Below are 16,391 nucleotides of genomic sequence, written 5' to 3' on the forward strand. Positions count from 1 at the left end.
GTGCTAGAATACATTCATTACTACAATTGTGTGCGAATTCAAGAGAAATTAAACCACCTATCCCCTAAAGAATATAGGGAACAGATGGTTTAGGTGTTTTGATAGGTGTCCCGTTTTCGGGGTTCACTTCAAATTAGACTAGCTTGGTTTTTTGTTTATGGAGAATGCATTCCAAATTCATAATTGGAGTAAAGAAATAAAGATTTTAGAAAAAATTTAAAATCGTGATACAAAACCATTGATTACCTTAGGGGGGTATGGTAAGATGTAGTTGTGATTAACAAACAATGAAGAAACAAGAGGAGGATTTTAAATGGAACAGTTAACATTAAAAGTTGAAGGTATGTCTTGTGGCCATTGTGTAAATTCTATTGAAAGTAATGTGAAAGAACTAAACGGTGTTGAACAAGTGAAAGTTCAATTAGCAGAAGGAACTGTTGAAGTTACTATTGATTCATCAGTCATAACGTTAAAAGATATCGTTGCTGTCATTGAAGATCAAGGATATGATGTTCAATAATTATTTTTAGATACGGAAATAAATCGTACTTTAAACGAAGTACGATTTATTTTGCTAATAATTATACCTCATAAGGGTATATAGAGGTGAGAGACATGAATGAACAAAAAGAGGCCAATCTTCAAATATCAGGAATGACATGTGCAGCATGTGCAAATAGAATTGAAAAAGGCCTGAAAAAAGTAGAAGGTGTTCATGATGCAAATGTAAATTTTGCACTTGAAAAAACAAAAATAATGTACGATCCAACTAAAACAAATCCGCAACAATTTAAAGAAAAAGTTGAATCGTTAGGATATAGTATTGTAAGTGATAAAGCTGAGTTTACTGTTTCAGGAATGACGTGTGCAGCATGTGCGAATAGAGTTGAAAAGCGTTTAAATAAGTTAGATGGTGTGAACAAAGCGACGGTTAACTTCGCTTTAGAATCGGCAACGGTAGACTTTAATCCAGATGAAATTAATGTAGGCGAAATGAAAAGTACCATTACAAAGTTAGGGTATAAATTAGAAGTGAAATCAGATGAGCAAGATGGATCAACAGACCATCGTTTACAAGAAATTGAACGTCAAAAGAAGAAGTTTATTATTTCGTTTATTTTATCATTCCCGTTATTGTGGGCAATGGTGAGTCATTTCTCATTTACATCTTTTATTTATTTACCAGATATGCTTATGAATCCTTGGGTGCAGCTAGCTCTTGCAACTCCAGTTCAATTTATCATTGGCGGACAGTTTTATATTGGTGCTTATAAAGCGTTACGTAATAAAAGTGCTAACATGGATGTTCTCGTGGCACTTGGAACGTCCGCAGCTTATTTCTATAGTGTATATTTAAGTATTCAATCCATTGGTTCATCAGAACATATGACAGATTTATATTTTGAAACGAGTGCGGTCCTCATTACATTAATTATTTTAGGGAAATTATTTGAGGCAAAAGCAAAGGGACGTTCATCAGAAGCTATTAAAAAATTGATGGGATTACAGGCGAAAACTGCTACAGTTGTGCGAGATGGAACAGAAATGAAAATTTTAATCGAAGAAGTAGTAGCTGGTGATATCGTTTATGTGAAACCGGGTGAAAAAATTCCAGTAGATGGAGAAATAGTAGAAGGGAAATCAGCAATAGATGAATCGATGTTGACGGGTGAAAGTATTCCAGTTGATAAAACGATTGGAGATGTAGTAATCGGTTCTACAATGAATAAAAATGGATTTTTAAAAGTTAAAGCAACTAAGGTAGGAAGAGACACTGCATTAGCTCAAATCATTAAAGTAGTAGAAGAGGCTCAAGGTTCAAAAGCTCCTATTCAAAGGGTTGCAGATCAAATTTCAGGTATTTTCGTACCGGTTGTAGTTGTGATTGCTATTATTACATTTGCGGTGTGGATGATATTTGTTACACCTGGTGATTTTGGCGGGGCACTTGAGAAAATGATAGCAGTACTTGTTATCGCTTGTCCGTGTGCTTTAGGTCTTGCGACACCTACATCTATTATGGCGGGATCAGGAAGATCAGCTGAGTATGGCATTTTATTTAAAGGTGGAGAGCATTTAGAAGCAACGCACCGATTAGATACGGTTATTCTGGATAAAACGGGTACAGTAACAAATGGAAAGCCAGTATTAACAGATATAATTGTAGCAGATGGATTTGAAGAGAAGGAAATATTAAAATTAGTCGGTGCAGCAGAAAGAAATTCTGAACACCCACTTGCAGAAGCAATTGTAGAAGGAATTAAAGAAAAGGGAATTGATATTCCAAGTTCAGAAACGTTTGAAGCAATTCCTGGATTCGGTATTGAATCAGTGGTCGAAGGAAAACAATTATTAATTGGTACACGTCGATTAATGAAGAAGTTTAATATTGATATTGAAGAAGTTACTAAATCGATGGAAGAACTAGAGCGAGAAGGAAAAACAGCAATGTTAATAGCGATAGATAAGGAGTATGCTGGAATAGTTGCTGTTGCAGATACTGTAAAGGATACTTCAAAAGCAGCTATCGCAAGGCTTAAGAAAATGGGTCTAGATGTCGTTATGATTACAGGGGATAATACACAAACTGCTCAGGCAATTGCTAAGCAAGTTGGTATTGATCATGTCATTGCAGAAGTATTACCAGAAGGAAAAGCGGAAGAAGTGAAAAAACTACAAGCTAGTGGTAAGAAAGTAGCGATGGTTGGAGACGGAATTAATGATGCTCCTGCTCTTGCTACAGCCAACATTGGTATGGCAATTGGAACAGGAACTGATGTAGCGATGGAAGCAGCGGATATTACGTTAATCCGCGGTGACTTAAATAGTATTGCAGATGCGATCTATATGAGTAAAATGACGATAAGAAATATTAAACAAAATTTATTCTGGGCATTAGCTTACAACGCTTTAGGAATTCCAATTGCGGCGCTTGGTTTCTTAGCACCTTGGGTAGCTGGAGCCGCGATGGCATTTAGTTCTGTATCAGTCGTATTAAATGCATTACGATTACAAAGAGTGAAATTAAAAAAATAAAAATTAAAATTTATAGAGTAATTGAATATGCTTTTATACAAAACACAATACTTTGAATAAGTATTGTGTTTTGTTCGTATAAAAAGAAAAAGATATACTATAGCAGAATTATTGAATTGTGTATTGGAGAAAAATTGTTTTTAAAATAAATGCAAAAAAGAGTTAGCTTGATAAGGAGAATTACATATGTTTAAAGGTATTATAATTAGAACATTCCAGAAGGGGGATTTAGAACAAGTATTACAATTGTTCTATGAAACAGTTCATACGGTTAATGTAAAAGATTATAACTTGTTACAGTTACAGGCATGGGCACCAAAGCGACTAGATAGAGAAAGTTGGTTACAGTCTTTAGAAAAGAATATCAGTTATGTAGCGGATAATAATGGTTTGATAGTGGGATTTGGAGATTATAATGACGAGCAGTACATAGATCGATTGTTTACACATAAAGATTATCAAGGAAAAGGAATAGCTTCTTATATACTACAGAAGTTAGAAGAAGAAGCAGTGAACTTGCAGCATAGGGATATATATACAGAGGCGAGTATTACAGCAAAACCATTCTTTGAAAGGAAAGGTTATATTTGCATAAAGGAACAAAAGAAACAGCATAATGGTCAGTTTTTTATTAATTATGTTATGAAAAAAATAGCCTTCTCATAAATGAGAAGGCTATTTTTCATTATTTTACAGCTTCTTTTAGTTCTTTACCAGCTTTGAAAGCAGGTACTTTAGAAGCTGCGATTTGCATTTCTTCACCAGTTTGTGGGTTACGGCCTGTACGAGCAGCTCTTTCGCGAACTTCGAATGTACCGAATCCGATAAGTTGTACTTTTTCACCAGCAGCTAAAGTGTTAGTGATTGATTCTACTACAGTTTGTAAAACTACAGTAGCTTCTTTTTGAGAAATCTCAGCATTTTGTGCTACGCTTTTAATTAATTCTGTTTTATTCATGTTTTTCACCTCATATGTAAATAATGCTATTTAAGTTGTTATTATAACGTATAAAACATTCGAGAACAAGTGTACGTAGATATATTCACGAAAAAAATGAAATTTGTAATATTTTTTAGGATCACTTTATAGACATTCAATTTAAGCGGATACAGATTTGTTCTTTATTTCAGTCTTCTCTGTAGTGGAAGATAGTTTCTTATTATAAGAAATGAAATAAGGTAATGCTACAAATAACATACCTCCTACTAAATTGCCAAAGAAAACAAAAATGAAATTTGGAAAATATTCAGCCCAAGTTAAATGACCAGCAAAAATGGCAGCTGGAAGGACAAACATATTGGCTACAACGTGCTGAAAGCCAATGGCAACGAATGTCATAACTGGGAACCAAATACCGATAATCTTTCCGATAAACTCTTTGCTTCCCATACTAAGCCAAACAGCTAAAGAAACGAGCCAATTACATCCAATTGCAGAAATGAAGGCTTGCAGTGGTGTATCTTGTAGTTTAGCTTGTGCAATAGATACTGTTTTCGCTAGAAAAGCTCCCTCTGTTAAGCCGACGATATGACCGAAAAAATAAGCAACGAATACAGCGCCTATGAAATTGCTAAACGTAACAATAACTAAATTTCGTACTAAGTGAAATAAGTCAATTTTTTTATGAAGCCACGCCATTGAAACGGTCATCATGTTGCCAGTTACTAATTCACCTCCCGCAAGAATAACGAGTATAAGACCGATAGGGAAGACGGAAGCACCTATAAAACTAGTAAATGATCCCCAAGATTTTGGCATTGTCCCAATAACATGAATATCAAGTAAATACCCAAATGCTATAAAAGCACCACCAAAGAAACCGAGAATTAGCATAGGGAGTAATGATAAATGAGCTTTTTTTCTTCCAGAATTAGCAGCAAGTTCTGTAATTTCTTCTGGTGTATATACAGACATGAATAACCCCTCCGTAATATTGTGATGGAATGAATGAAAGAATTTTGTGGAAAATCTATGTATTATAAAAATATGTTATGACTTCTGTATAAGTTTGTCAAAGTTAGTGGGTGAAATTGGAGATAACTAACATTGTTCATGTTGTCACATTAATGTAACAATAAGGATTTAAAGTACTTCTAGAGGTGAAAACATGAATACTCATCGTGTGAAGAAAGAACAAAAAATATCAACATCAAAGATATTTATTATTAGTTGTATAAGTATAGTAATGATTACAGTAAGTTTGTATTTCTATGCGACAGAAATAGAACGAAAACTAGTAACAGTCACATGGAATGAAATAGAAGCTGCTACGATTCCTAAAGAGTTTAATAATAAAAGAATATTGCAATTCTCAGATGTACACTTAGGACCAGAATTTTCATTGAAACAACTGGATAACTTAGTAGAGAAAATGAATGAGCTACGTCCAGATATAGTAGTTTTTACGGGAGATTTAATAGATAAGTTTGGATCTTATAATGCGGAAAGAGAAGAAGCGAAAGGTATCTTGCAGAAAATTCATGCCCCCCTAGGGAAATATGCTGTATTCGGAAATCATGACAGAGGGGGCGGTGGTAGTTTGTTTTATAAAAAATATATGGAGGAAGCTGGTTTTTCTGTGTTAGTAAATGAAGTGCAGAAAATTAAAGTGGAAAACGGCAAGTATATTACAATATCAGGTTTGGATGATTTCTTATTAGGGAAGCCACAAATAGATTCGACTTTAAAAAACTTGAAACAACAAGATTTCAATATGTTATTAGTACATGAGCCGGATGTCGTAGCCGAAGTAGATCGTTATCCAGTTGATTTTCAAATGTCAGGACATAGTCATGGGGGACAAGTTCAAATTCCTTTTGTAGGTCCTTTAATTACGACAAAATTAGCTGAGAAGTACGTTGAAGGAATGTATGAATTAGAAGGAAAGGGTAAGCCGTTATATTTATACGTAAATCGCGGTATTGGGACAACTCGAATGCCTGTTAGATTTTGGAGTGTACCTGAACTTGCAGTATTTGTATTGAAGAAAAATAATAATTAAAACAAGAAAGTTACATCCAATCATTGCTAGAAAAGATTCATATATAAGTAAAGAAATAAATAATTACTATTGTCATAGTGGAAATACACTTTTTTCTTGACTTTTTATATGAAGGAGAGCAGAATGGTAAAAAAGGAAGGGGGGATGATGATGGAAGAGTACGTATTAGATCTGTATAACCTGTTATATACGACAGAATGGCAAGATATTGTTTCGTTTCTTGGGATAGTATTTTGTATGAAAATTATAATCGTATATGTGGAAGAGCAAGGTATGTTCTATTCTTTCTCATCCCCGTTCGAGTTGCAACGTGAGCCGTTGCTAAACTATGCCAATAGAAATGATGAACAAATTCCTTTTGTTATCTTCTTTATGATTCGTTTTATAACAGCGATTGTAAAGAAAAAGGAAAGTGATGATGAAGAGTGCCACTCAACTTGTAATATAGCGAACGTTTTTTAAGCTAAATACAAGGAGGAGATTTACATGTGGTTTCGATTTCTTATGATTGGTTTCTTTTCATTAACAGCAATTACATTAATGGGATATCAAGTGTCTGAAATTTTTCAAGCATATAGCAGTACGTTTTTTAACAAAAACTAATCGCATTGCTATTTGAATAATAAAGCGATAAAATCCTTCTTAAGAAGTATTGTTAAGAAGGATTTTTTCTTTGCCCTGTCTTACTGTGTCAAACTATTGTCACATTTACACCGTGAATAATATGTTAAAATAGTGAGGTTAATTATACATATTTGAAAGAAGAGGAGTGACCAATTTGGTGGATCAATCAACAAATCAGAAAAGCTATGCTCCTATTGTGATAACGCTTTCTGTAATTGTAAACGCGATTATTTTATTTTTGTTCTTTGGACCTGTTGGCTATGAAGGAGAATTACATTTTGATGTAACTATCTTACCAATGTTAAATGCAATTTTTAATAGTTTTACGTTTGTATTTTTATTAGCAGCTTTATTCTCTATTATTAAAAAGAACGTAAAAATGCACCGTGGTTTTATTCTTGCAGCATTTACAACGACTTTATTATTTTGTGTGTCATATTTATCGTATCATTACTTGGCGCCAGCAACGCATTTCGGTGGAGAAGGATTCATTAAATATGTGTATTTCTTCATTTTAATTACACATATTTTCCTTGCGGCAATTATTGTACCACTTGCATTGTTCGCACTTGTATTTGGTTTTACAAATCAATTAACACGTCACCGTAAAATTGTACGTTGGACGATGCCAATTTGGTTATATGTAAGTTTATCTGGTGTTATTGTTTACCTAATGATCTCACCTTATTACCAATAAAAAGTCTCAGCCTTTAGGCTGGGACTTTTTTGTTAAGCAAATATTTTTGTGATATGAAAAAAATATGGTATATAAAAGTATAGTTGTTTTTCATATAGAAGGGATGGTAAAGGGATATGCAAAATTTTGTATTTCGTAATCCAACGAAACTTATTTTCGGTAAAGGACAGTTAGAACAGTTGAAAACCGAAATTCCACAGTTTGGTAAAAAAGTTCTTCTCGTATACGGAGGAGGAAGTATTAAAAGAAACGGTATTTATGATAATGTAATTTCTATTTTAAAAGATATAAATGCGGAAGTATTTGAATTGACAGGTGTTGAACCGAATCCTCGTTTATCAACTGTAAAGAAAGGGATTCAAATTTGCAAAGATAATGATGTTGAATTTATTTTAGCGGTTGGTGGAGGAAGTGTAATCGACTGTACGAAAGCAATTGCAGCTGGTAGTAAGTACGATGGAGATGTATGGGACATTGTAACGAAGAAAGCATTTGCTAGTGAGGCGTTACCATTTGGTACTGTTCTTACTCTTGCCGCGACGGGCTCTGAAATGAATGCAGGATCTGTAATTACAAACTGGGAAACGAATGAAAAGTACGGATGGGGTAGCCCTGTTACTTTCCCGCAGTTTTCGATCTTAGATCCAGTTCATACTGCATCTGTACCGAAAGATCAAACAATTTACGGTATGGTAGATATTATGTCGCACGTATTAGAACAATATTTCCACCATGGAACAAATACAGAACTACAAGATCGTTATTGTGAGTCTGTTTTAAGAACAGTAATTGAAACAGCTCCTAAGCTGTTAAATGATCTAGAAAATTATGAGCATAGGGAAACAATTTTATATTGCGGCACGATGGCGTTAAATGGAATTTTAGCGATGGGAGTAAAAGGAGACTGGGCAACTCATAATATTGAGCATGCAGTTTCCGCTGTTCATGATATACCGCATGGGGGCGGTTTAGCAATTTTATTCCCAAATTGGATGAAACATGTTCTAGATGAAAATGTGAATCGTTTTAAACAATTTGCTGTGCGTGTGTTCAATATAGAAACGGAAGGAAAAGCGGATAAAGAAATTGCGCTAGAAGGAATTGAGGCACTGCGTCAATTCTGGACTTCAATTGAAGCACCAGTAAGACTGGCTGATTACGGTATTGGGGAAAATGAAATTGACTTAATGGCGGATAAAGCGATGGCTTATGGTGAATTTGGTAACTTTAAAATATTAAATAAAGATGATGTTCTAAATATATATAAAGCTTCTTTATAAGTGAATAGAGAGAAGAAACCTATTTGATTGTTGTATCAAATAGGTTTCTTTTTGTTATTTATAAATGTTTTTGACTGTTTGTGATTATTTTTGACTGTTTATGGTTGATTTTTGTGATCGTTTTCATTATACTGTAATCAAAGAAGAGGTGAAGAAAATGTTAACTCCTGAACGTCATCAAATGATATTGCAACTTGTAAAGGAACAGAAGGTTGTTAAATTGCAGCAATTAGTCGAAAGAACAGAAAGCTCTGAATCGACAATTCGTCGTGATTTAGCGCAATTGGAAAAACAAAGGTTATTAAAAAGAGTTCATGGTGGTGCCTCTGTTTTAACAGGAAAAGGACAGGAACCGACGATGGTTGAAAAATCATCCAAAAACATTCATATAAAACAACAAATTGCTAAGTATGCGGCTGGCATTGTTGAACAAGGTGATTGCATTTATTTAGATGCAGGAAGTACAACATTTGAAATGATTCCATTTTTAATAAATAAAGATGTTACTGTCGTAACTAATGGGCTTATGCATATTGAAGCTTTAGTTGAAAATAATATTCGTGCATATTTACTAGGCGGGATGATGAAGAGTAGGACGAAAGCTTTAATCGGTGCTATGGCGCAGGAAAGTATGCAGAAATATCGTTTTGATAAATGTTTTTTAGGAGCGAATGGTGTACATGAACAGCTTGGTTTTACAACGCCAGATCCAGAAGAGGCACTTTTAAAACAAATGGCATTAACATTAGCGAATGAAGGATATTTCTTAATTGATGAAAGTAAATTTTCAGAAGCTGCGTTTGCGAAAATTGCAAATGTTGAAGATGCAAGTATTATTACAAATCATGTAGAAATTGATTTAGAAAAATATAAAAGACAAACCAATGTAATTGAGGCTGATAAACAATGATCTATACAGTTACTTTAAACCCATCTATTGATTATGTAGTACAAGTTAATTCTGTCAATTTAGGAACAGTAAATCGAGCAGAGAAAGATATGAAGTTTCCTGGGGGGAAAGGGATTAATGTTTCTCGTGTTCTACATCGTTTAGGTGTTGAAAATGTAGCGCTTGGATTTACTGGTGGATTTACTGGTGGATTTATTAAAGATGTATTACATGATGAAGGTGTAATAACAAACTTCGTCCAAGTAGACGGAGATTCTCGAATTAATGTGAAAATAAAAGGGCAAGAAGAAACAGAATTAAATGGGCAAGGTCCTATTGTGACAAATGAGCAATTCGAGCAATTAATGAAACAAATTGAAAGTATGCAACCCGGAGATTGTGTTGTATTAGCTGGAAGTGTACCAGCTTCTATTTCGACTACCTTTTATGAATCAATCGCAGCATTTGGAGCAGAAAAAGGTATTCGTGTAGTAGTAGATGCAAGTGGTAGTGCGCTGCAGCATGTAATTAAAAATAAACCATTTTTAATAAAACCGAATCATCATGAACTTAGTGAGTTGTTCGGAGTACAGCTTTCAACAGTAGAAGACATTTTACCGTATGGAAGAAAGTTAATTGAACAAGGTGTAGGACATGTCATCGTTTCAATGGCAGGAGATGGAGCTTTATTATTTACAGCAGACGGTATATATGAAGCAACTGTTCCGAAAGGTGTCGTTATTAATTCGGTTGGGGCAGGAGATTCCCTCGTTGCTGGATTTGTAGGTAAATATGAACAGACAAAAGATATTGAAAAAGCATTTCAATATGGTGTTGCAACAGGGAGTGCAACAGCGTTTTCGGCGGATTTATGTGAAAAGGAAAAAGTAGAAGAACTATTGTCGCAAGTAATGGTAGCTAAGCGGTAGGGGGGAGTAGCATATGAAAATTACAGAACTATTAAAAAGGGATACAGTCATTATGAATTTGACAGCTTCAAATAAAGAAGCTGTCATAGATGAATTAGTTGAGAAATTAAACGCAGCAAATCGTTTAAATAGTAAAGCTGAATTTAAAGAAGCTATTTTAAAGCGAGAGTCACAAAGTACAACTGGAATTGGGGAAGGTATTGCTATACCTCATGCGAAGACAAAAGCTGTTAAGCAACCAGCGATTTGTTTTGGTAGAAGTGTAAGCGGTATCAACTATGAATCGCTTGATGGACAGCCTGCACATTTATTCTTTATGATCGCTGCGAGTGAAGGGGCGAATAATACTCATTTAGAAACATTGTCTCGCTTATCTACATTATTAATGGATGAAGGATTTCGCAAGCAATTATTAGAAGCAAAGGATGAAGAGGAACTTCTTCGTTTATTTGATGAAAAAGAGAATGAAAAAGAAGAAGAAGAAGTTGAAGTTGCAAAGCCAGAAGGAAATGAACCATATGTATTAGCTGTTACAGCTTGTCCGACTGGTATCGCTCACACATATATGGCTGCTGATAGTTTAAAAGCAAAAGCAGCAGAGTTAGGGATTGCGATTAAAGTTGAAACGAACGGATCAACGGGTGTAAAGAACGGTTTAACGAAAGAAGATATTGAGCGTGCAACAGCGATTATTGTTGCGGCAGATAAACAAGTAGAAATGAACCGTTTTGCTGGAAAACATGTCATTCAAGTGCCAGTCGCTGATGGGATTAGAAAAACGGAAATCCTTCTTAATCGTGCTGTAAAACAAGATGCACCAATCTTTAAAGGGGTAAAAGAGGATGGGAAGGCAGAAAGTATAGAGAAAGAAAAAGGATTAGGAATTTATAAACATTTAATGAGCGGTGTAAGTAATATGCTTCCATTCGTTGTTGGTGGAGGGATTTTAATCGCGCTAGCATTTATGTTCGGTGGAATTAAGGCAGAAGGCCCTATTGCTGAAATATTAATGGCTATTGGCGGTGGAGAAAAAGGAGCCTTCTTATTCCTTGTACCAATTCTAGCTGGATTTATTGCAAGTTCTATTGCTGATCGACCTGGTTTTATGCCTGGTGTTGTCGGTGGATTTTTAGCAGCACAAGCGAATGCTGGATTTTTAGGCGGATTAATTGCTGGTTTCTTAGCTGGATATGTTGTTGTTGGTTTGAAAAAGTTATTTTCAAGTTTACCGGCGCAGTTAGAAGGGATTAAACCGGTCTTACTTTATCCGGTATTGGGGTTATTAATTACAGGTGTTATCATGTTAAAAGTAGTTAATCCACCTGTAGTTGCGTTAAATGAAATGTTAACGAGTTGGTTAAATAGTTTAGGTGGCACAAATGCTATACTATTAGGTTTAATTTTAGGTGGTATGATGGCAATCGATATGGGTGGCCCAATTAATAAAGCAGCATTTACATTTGGTATCGCTGCAATTTCAGCAGGGAACTTTGGTGTGCACTCAGCAGTTATGGCTGGTGGTATGGTACCACCGCTTGCGATTGCATTCGCAACTACATTCTTTAAATCGAAGTTTACTGAAGCAGAACGTAAATCAGGTTTAACAAATTATATTATGGGAGCGTCGTTTATTACAGAAGGTGCGATTCCATTTGCAGCTGCAGATCCGGTTCGAGTAATTGTAAGTTGTGTTGTTGGTTCAAGTATTGCAGGTGCGTTATCTATGTTATTCCAAATTACATTACCGGCACCACATGGTGGGTTGTTTGTTATTGCATTAGTAAATAAACCGTTACTATATATTTTATCTATATTAATTGGGACAGTTGTTTCGGCTCTTATGATGGGGATTTGGAAAAAGAAAGTTAAATAACGAATGAAAAAGGAGCAGCTGCTATTAGCTGCTCTTTTTTATTACAAAAAAGTAGGTTAATAATTGGAGAACGATGTTTTTTGGTAAAAGATGTAATGAAATGTGAATTTTTTGTAACAAAAAAGTAATACTGTAATTTTTTTTTGGAAAAAAATCTAGTGCTTGTATGTGGAAAATATATGAAAACTATTGGGGATTCTATTGGAAATGCACTCCAATAATATGGAAATTTATGTTGCAACTCATTAATCGTATATTACGAATGCTTTGTAATTGTGTGATTTCTAAAAAACCAAAAAATCTGTTGCTATAATAAAAATACGAAAACAAAGCAAATGGAGGCTATTCATGAAAAAATTATTAGGTATAGCAACAGCAGCAGTTTTTGGTCTTGGGATTTTTGCAGGTTCTGCGAAAGCAGAAACGATTGTAACAACAGATGTATTAAATGTTAGAGAAAACCCAACTGTAGAGTCAAAGCTTGTAGGTAAAATGTTAAGTGGAAATAAATTAGATGTGATAAATACAGAAAATGGCTGGACAAAAATTAAATTAGATGGTAAAGAAGCGTTTGTAAGTGCTGAATTTACGAAAAGTACGTATTATGTAACGGCGAGCGTATTAAATGTTCGTGCTGGAGCGAATACTGACTCTGAAATTCTTGGCAAACTTAATAAAGATGATGTGATTGAAACGACAAATCAAGTTCAAAATGAATGGTTACAATTCGACTACAATGGAAAAGTCGGATATGTTCACGTGCCATTTTTAACAGGAACGGCACCTGTGATTGAAAAGAAAGTAGTCGTAGCTCAAGAAGAAGCACCGGCTAGAGTAAATACGTCGGTTAAAAATAATACAGCAGTTAAGAGTAAAGAATCTGTTAAGAATGTAGAATCGAGTAAACCTGTAGCAAAAGCAAAGCCGGCTGCGCAACCAGTTGCGAAATCTACTGAAACTAGTGCGCCTGCCGGTGGTCGTGAAATAACTGTAGAAGCGACAGCGTATACAGCAGATCCAAGTGAGAATGGTTCATATGGTGGTCGTGTACTAACTGCAATGGGGCATGATTTAACAGCAAATCCAAACATGAAAGTAATCGCTGTTGATCCGAAAGTAATTCCACTTGGATCGAAAGTATGGGTAGAAGGATATGGAGAAGCAATTGCTGGAGATACTGGTGGTGCGATTAAAGGAAATCGTATTGATGTATTAGTAGGTTCAGATGGTAGTGCTAATAGCTGGGGACGTAAATCTGTAAAAGTGAAAGTTATAGAGTAGTGTATATGTATTAACATAAAAGGCGGTTGCTTGAAAATATGAAAGCAACCGCTTTTTATGGATTATTGAAAGGGATAAATAGTTTTACCTGTAATAATTTTATATGCACTGCAAAATTGAGTTTGCATATACTCTGTATTTTTATTTTCTGGGTGTAACGTTGTTTCTTGGAGTGTAGAATGAAAAGAACGTAACAAACAATTTAGAGCGAAGTATAATTCCTCTTGTGAACAATTGTGTTCCTTTGTAGCAGTGGCTAAAATGAGGTCTTTTGTTAAAGATGAAAAATTGATGGTGGATTGTTTCATAGTCAACTCATCCTCTCAAAGCTATTTTTTTATCATGTATATGCAGAATTGGACAAACTATGTTCTTTTTTTAACATGAAATTTCATGTACCGATATGAAAGAACTTGCAATCGTACCGTTAAAATTGTTAAGATTGGATATAATCAATAGATGGAGTATATTACATAAAGAGAGTTGAATGATATGGGAGAAATGCAACGTGAAAAAGTTGCTGTCATCATTGGGCCAACTGCTGTTGGGAAGACGAAGTTAAGTATCGATCTTGCAAAAGCGTTGAACGGTGAAGTTATTAGTGGTGATTCCATGCAAATTTATTGCACGATGGATATTGGAACTGCAAAGGTGACAAAAGAAGAGATGGATGGAATTCCACACTATATGGTTGATATAAAAGATCCGGAAGATTCATTTTCCGTCGCAGAATTTCAAGAACGTGTTCGTAAGCATATTCGAGAGATTACAGAGCGTGGTAAATTACCAATTATAGTTGGTGGAACCGGTCTTTATATACAATCTGTTTTATTCGATTATCAATTTACAGATGATGCTGGTGATGCTATATACCGAGAGCGAATGGAAAAGCTAGCTCAAGAACGTGGTGTGGAATATGTACATGAAAAATTGCAAGAAGTAGATCCAGAAAGTGCAGAGCGTATTCATGCAAATAATGTGCGACGCGTCATTCGGGCGTTAGAAATTTTCCACACGACGGGCGAAAAGATGAGTGACCAAATTGAGAAACAAGAAAAAGAGTTACTCTATGATGTGTCATTAATTGGCTTGACAATGGATCGAGTAATGCTATACGATCGCATTAACTTACGAGTTGATTTGATGATGGAACAAGGCCTATTAGAGGAAGTAGAAGGGCTGTATAATAGAGGGATAAGAGATTGTCAATCTATTCAAGCGATTGGGTATAAAGAAATCTATGATTATTTTGAGAATCGTGTCTCTTTAGAAGAAGCGGTATCACAATTAAAGACGAATTCACGCCGTTATGCAAAGCGTCAATTAACGTGGTTCCGTAATAAAATGGATGTCACGTGGTTTGATGTTACAGATGGTGAAAAAACGTCAGAAATTTTACGATACATAGAAGGAAAGTTACAATTAAAGTCGAATAATAGTAAGTAGAGAAAAAGAGGAGGATTCGACATGAAGCAATCAATCAATATTCAAGATCAGTTTTTAAATCAACTCCGTAAAGAGAATACGTTTGTTACGCTGTACTTATTAAACGGTTTCCAGCTTCGTGGATTAATTAAAGGATTTGATAATTTTACAGTCCTACTGGAAACAGAAGGTAAGCAACAGCTTATTTATAAACATGCAATTTCTACATTTGTACCTCAAAAAAATGTTTCAATTGAATTAGAGTAGTAATGAATTATTGTACATAACAAAAAAAGAGCGAGTTTCTCGCTCTTTTTTTGTTTGTCATAAATAATAAATAGTGAAATTTAAGCGATTCTAAATACAGTAAGACGGATGTTAGTGTTGCCTGTGTCAGGAATTGTAATTTCGTTTAGGGTAGATTTGACAGAAATACGTGCACCAGCTGCTAATGTTTCGATTGTAGTAAATGAAAGTGAGTCGCCTATTAGATTTGAAGAGAAGTTGTCAGTTGCGACTGCTCCATTTATTGAAATTCCAACTCCCAGAGGAGCACAACCTGGTGCAGTTGTAGAGATGGATACGCTAATTACATAAATACCAGCGTTAATAACAGAAACTGAATCTATGCCGTTAAAGATAATATTGTTTACGTTAATTGCGGTACTAAAAATAAAGTTATTAAATTGAAGTACTGTTTGTTGAATGTTGTTTGTTACAACAATTGTCGCTACAGGGAAGCTAGTTCCAGTAGGGCCAGTTGGACCTGTAGCGCCAATGCCAGTAGCACCAGTTGGTCCCGTATTACCTTGAGGTCCAGTGGCACCAGTAGTACCTGTGTTGCCTTGAACCCCCTGAGGTCCAGTAGCGCCCGTGTTACCTTGGACGCCTTGAGGTCCAGTAGCGCCCGTGTTACCTTGAACACCTTGAGGTCCAGTAGCGCCCGTGTTGCCTTGAACCCCCTGAGGTCCAGTGGCACCAGTAGCACCTGTGTTACCTTGAACACCTTGAGGCCCTGTAGGTCCAGTGGGCCCGCCAGAAGGTCCAGTAGGCCCGGTAACTCCGATACCGGTAGCACCTGTGTTACCTTGAACGCCTTGAGGTCCAGTGGCACCAGTAGCGCCCGTGTTACCTTGAGACCCTTGAGGTCCTGTAGCGCCAGTAGCACCCGTGTTACCTTGAGCACCTTGAGGTCCGGTAGCACCCGTGTTGCCTTGAATACCCTGAGGCCCAGTGGCACCAGTAGCACCTGTGTTGCCTTGAACCCCCTGAGGTCCAGTGGCACCAGTAGCACCCGTGTTGCCTTGAATACCCTGAGGCCCAGTGGCACCAGTAGCACCTGTGTTGCCTTGAAC

At 35.8% G+C, this 16,391-nt stretch carries 18 protein-coding genes; 14 read left to right on the forward strand and 4 right to left on the reverse strand.

Features of this window, described 5'->3' with window-relative positions:
* The 4 genes from MR065_RS25510 to MR065_RS25525 all read left to right on the forward strand — a co-directional run.
* Positions 1 to 93 (forward strand): IS3 family transposase (locus tag MR065_RS25510; RefSeq protein ID WP_242215529.1); only part of this gene is annotated, 93 nt, incomplete at its 5' end.
* A 220-nt stretch (positions 94 to 313) separates the two neighbouring features.
* On the forward strand, positions 314 to 520 hold the full coding sequence (gene copZ, locus MR065_RS25515) for a copper chaperone CopZ (protein ID WP_242215517.1): 207 nt from the start codon (positions 314 to 316) through the stop codon (positions 518 to 520).
* Positions 521 to 615: 95 nt separating this feature from the next.
* Positions 616 to 3,036 carry a heavy metal translocating P-type ATPase gene (locus tag MR065_RS25520; RefSeq protein ID WP_242215518.1) on the forward strand — a complete coding sequence of 807 codons (2,421 nt, stop codon included), beginning with the start codon at positions 616 to 618 and terminating at the stop codon, positions 3,034 to 3,036.
* Positions 3,037 to 3,222: 186 nt separating this feature from the next.
* The gene (locus MR065_RS25525; RefSeq protein WP_242215519.1) at positions 3,223 to 3,702 is read left to right on the forward strand and encodes a GNAT family N-acetyltransferase; all 480 of its coding nucleotides are present in this window, start codon (positions 3,223 to 3,225) and stop codon (positions 3,700 to 3,702) included.
* 19 nt (positions 3,703 to 3,721) lie between these two features.
* Here MR065_RS25525 and MR065_RS25530 read toward each other — a convergent pair whose 3' ends face one another.
* Complete coding sequence (locus MR065_RS25530) at positions 3,722 to 3,994, reverse strand: HU family DNA-binding protein (RefSeq protein ID WP_001043913.1); 273 nt, start codon at positions 3,992 to 3,994, stop codon at positions 3,722 to 3,724.
* 141 nt (positions 3,995 to 4,135) lie between these two features.
* Entirely contained in the window at positions 4,136 to 4,951 is an 816-nt protein-coding gene (locus MR065_RS25535) for a formate/nitrite transporter family protein (protein ID WP_242215520.1), read from the reverse strand.
* Between the two features lie 193 nt (positions 4,952 to 5,144).
* Here MR065_RS25535 and MR065_RS25540 point away from each other — a divergent pair, with 193 nt between their 5' ends.
* The 8 genes from MR065_RS25540 (at position 5,145) to entD (ending at position 13,611) form a co-directional block, all read left to right on the forward strand.
* Positions 5,145 to 6,038, forward strand: a complete 894-nt coding sequence (locus MR065_RS25540; RefSeq protein WP_242215522.1) for a metallophosphoesterase — start codon at positions 5,145 to 5,147, stop codon at positions 6,036 to 6,038.
* Positions 6,039 to 6,161: 123 nt separating this feature from the next.
* Positions 6,162 to 6,500 carry a hypothetical protein gene (locus MR065_RS25545; protein ID WP_116733488.1) on the forward strand — a complete coding sequence of 113 codons (339 nt, stop codon included), beginning with the start codon at positions 6,162 to 6,164 and terminating at the stop codon, positions 6,498 to 6,500.
* 316 nt (positions 6,501 to 6,816) lie between these two features.
* Positions 6,817 to 7,359, forward strand: coding sequence for a DUF420 domain-containing protein (locus MR065_RS25550; protein ID WP_000228313.1), 543 nt, complete (start codon positions 6,817 to 6,819; stop codon positions 7,357 to 7,359).
* Positions 7,360 to 7,475: 116 nt separating this feature from the next.
* Entirely contained in the window at positions 7,476 to 8,639 is a 1,164-nt protein-coding gene (locus MR065_RS25555) for an iron-containing alcohol dehydrogenase (protein WP_098267795.1), read from the forward strand.
* Positions 8,640 to 8,796: 157 nt separating this feature from the next.
* Complete coding sequence (locus tag MR065_RS25560) at positions 8,797 to 9,549, forward strand: DeoR/GlpR family DNA-binding transcription regulator (RefSeq protein ID WP_098267794.1); 753 nt, start codon at positions 8,797 to 8,799, stop codon at positions 9,547 to 9,549.
* Positions 9,546 to 10,457: a 1-phosphofructokinase gene (gene pfkB / locus MR065_RS25565; protein WP_242215523.1), complete on the forward strand. Its 912-nt coding sequence runs from the start codon at positions 9,546 to 9,548 to the stop codon at positions 10,455 to 10,457. Before MR065_RS25560 ends, pfkB begins: the two co-directional genes overlap by 4 nt.
* 13 nt (positions 10,458 to 10,470) lie before the next feature.
* Complete coding sequence (locus tag MR065_RS25570; protein ID WP_242215524.1) at positions 10,471 to 12,330, forward strand: PTS fructose transporter subunit IIABC; 1,860 nt, start codon at positions 10,471 to 10,473, stop codon at positions 12,328 to 12,330.
* A gap of 348 nt (positions 12,331 to 12,678) precedes the next feature.
* A complete protein-coding gene (gene entD / locus MR065_RS25575) occupies positions 12,679 to 13,611 on the forward strand; it encodes a cell wall-binding protein EntD (protein WP_242215525.1) in 933 nt (310 codons plus the stop codon).
* Between the two features lie 62 nt (positions 13,612 to 13,673).
* Here the strand turns inward: entD and MR065_RS25580 are convergent, their stop codons facing one another.
* Entirely contained in the window at positions 13,674 to 13,919 is a 246-nt protein-coding gene (locus MR065_RS25580; RefSeq protein WP_097902864.1) for a hypothetical protein, read from the reverse strand.
* 184 nt (positions 13,920 to 14,103) lie between these two features.
* Between MR065_RS25580 and miaA the strand changes: the two genes are divergently transcribed.
* Together miaA and hfq are read left to right on the forward strand one after the other, a co-directional pair.
* Positions 14,104 to 15,057 (forward strand): tRNA (adenosine(37)-N6)-dimethylallyltransferase MiaA, encoded by a 954-nt coding sequence (miaA, locus tag MR065_RS25585; RefSeq protein ID WP_242215526.1) that lies wholly within the window; start codon positions 14,104 to 14,106, stop codon positions 15,055 to 15,057.
* A gap of 21 nt (positions 15,058 to 15,078) precedes the next feature.
* Positions 15,079 to 15,303 (forward strand): RNA chaperone Hfq, encoded by a 225-nt coding sequence (gene hfq / locus MR065_RS25590; protein ID WP_000813896.1) that lies wholly within the window; start codon positions 15,079 to 15,081, stop codon positions 15,301 to 15,303.
* 80 nt (positions 15,304 to 15,383) lie between these two features.
* On the opposite strand, the gene MR065_RS25595 is transcribed toward hfq, so the two are convergent.
* Positions 15,384 to 16,391 (reverse strand): Gly-Xaa-Xaa repeat protein (locus MR065_RS25595; RefSeq protein WP_242215527.1); only part of this gene is annotated, 1,008 nt, incomplete at its 5' end.

It is taken from the genome of Bacillus cereus group sp. BfR-BA-01383 (assembly GCF_022663495.1).
In the GTDB taxonomy this organism is placed as follows: Bacteria; Bacillota; Bacilli; order Bacillales; family Bacillaceae_G; genus Bacillus_A; species Bacillus_A cereus_AU.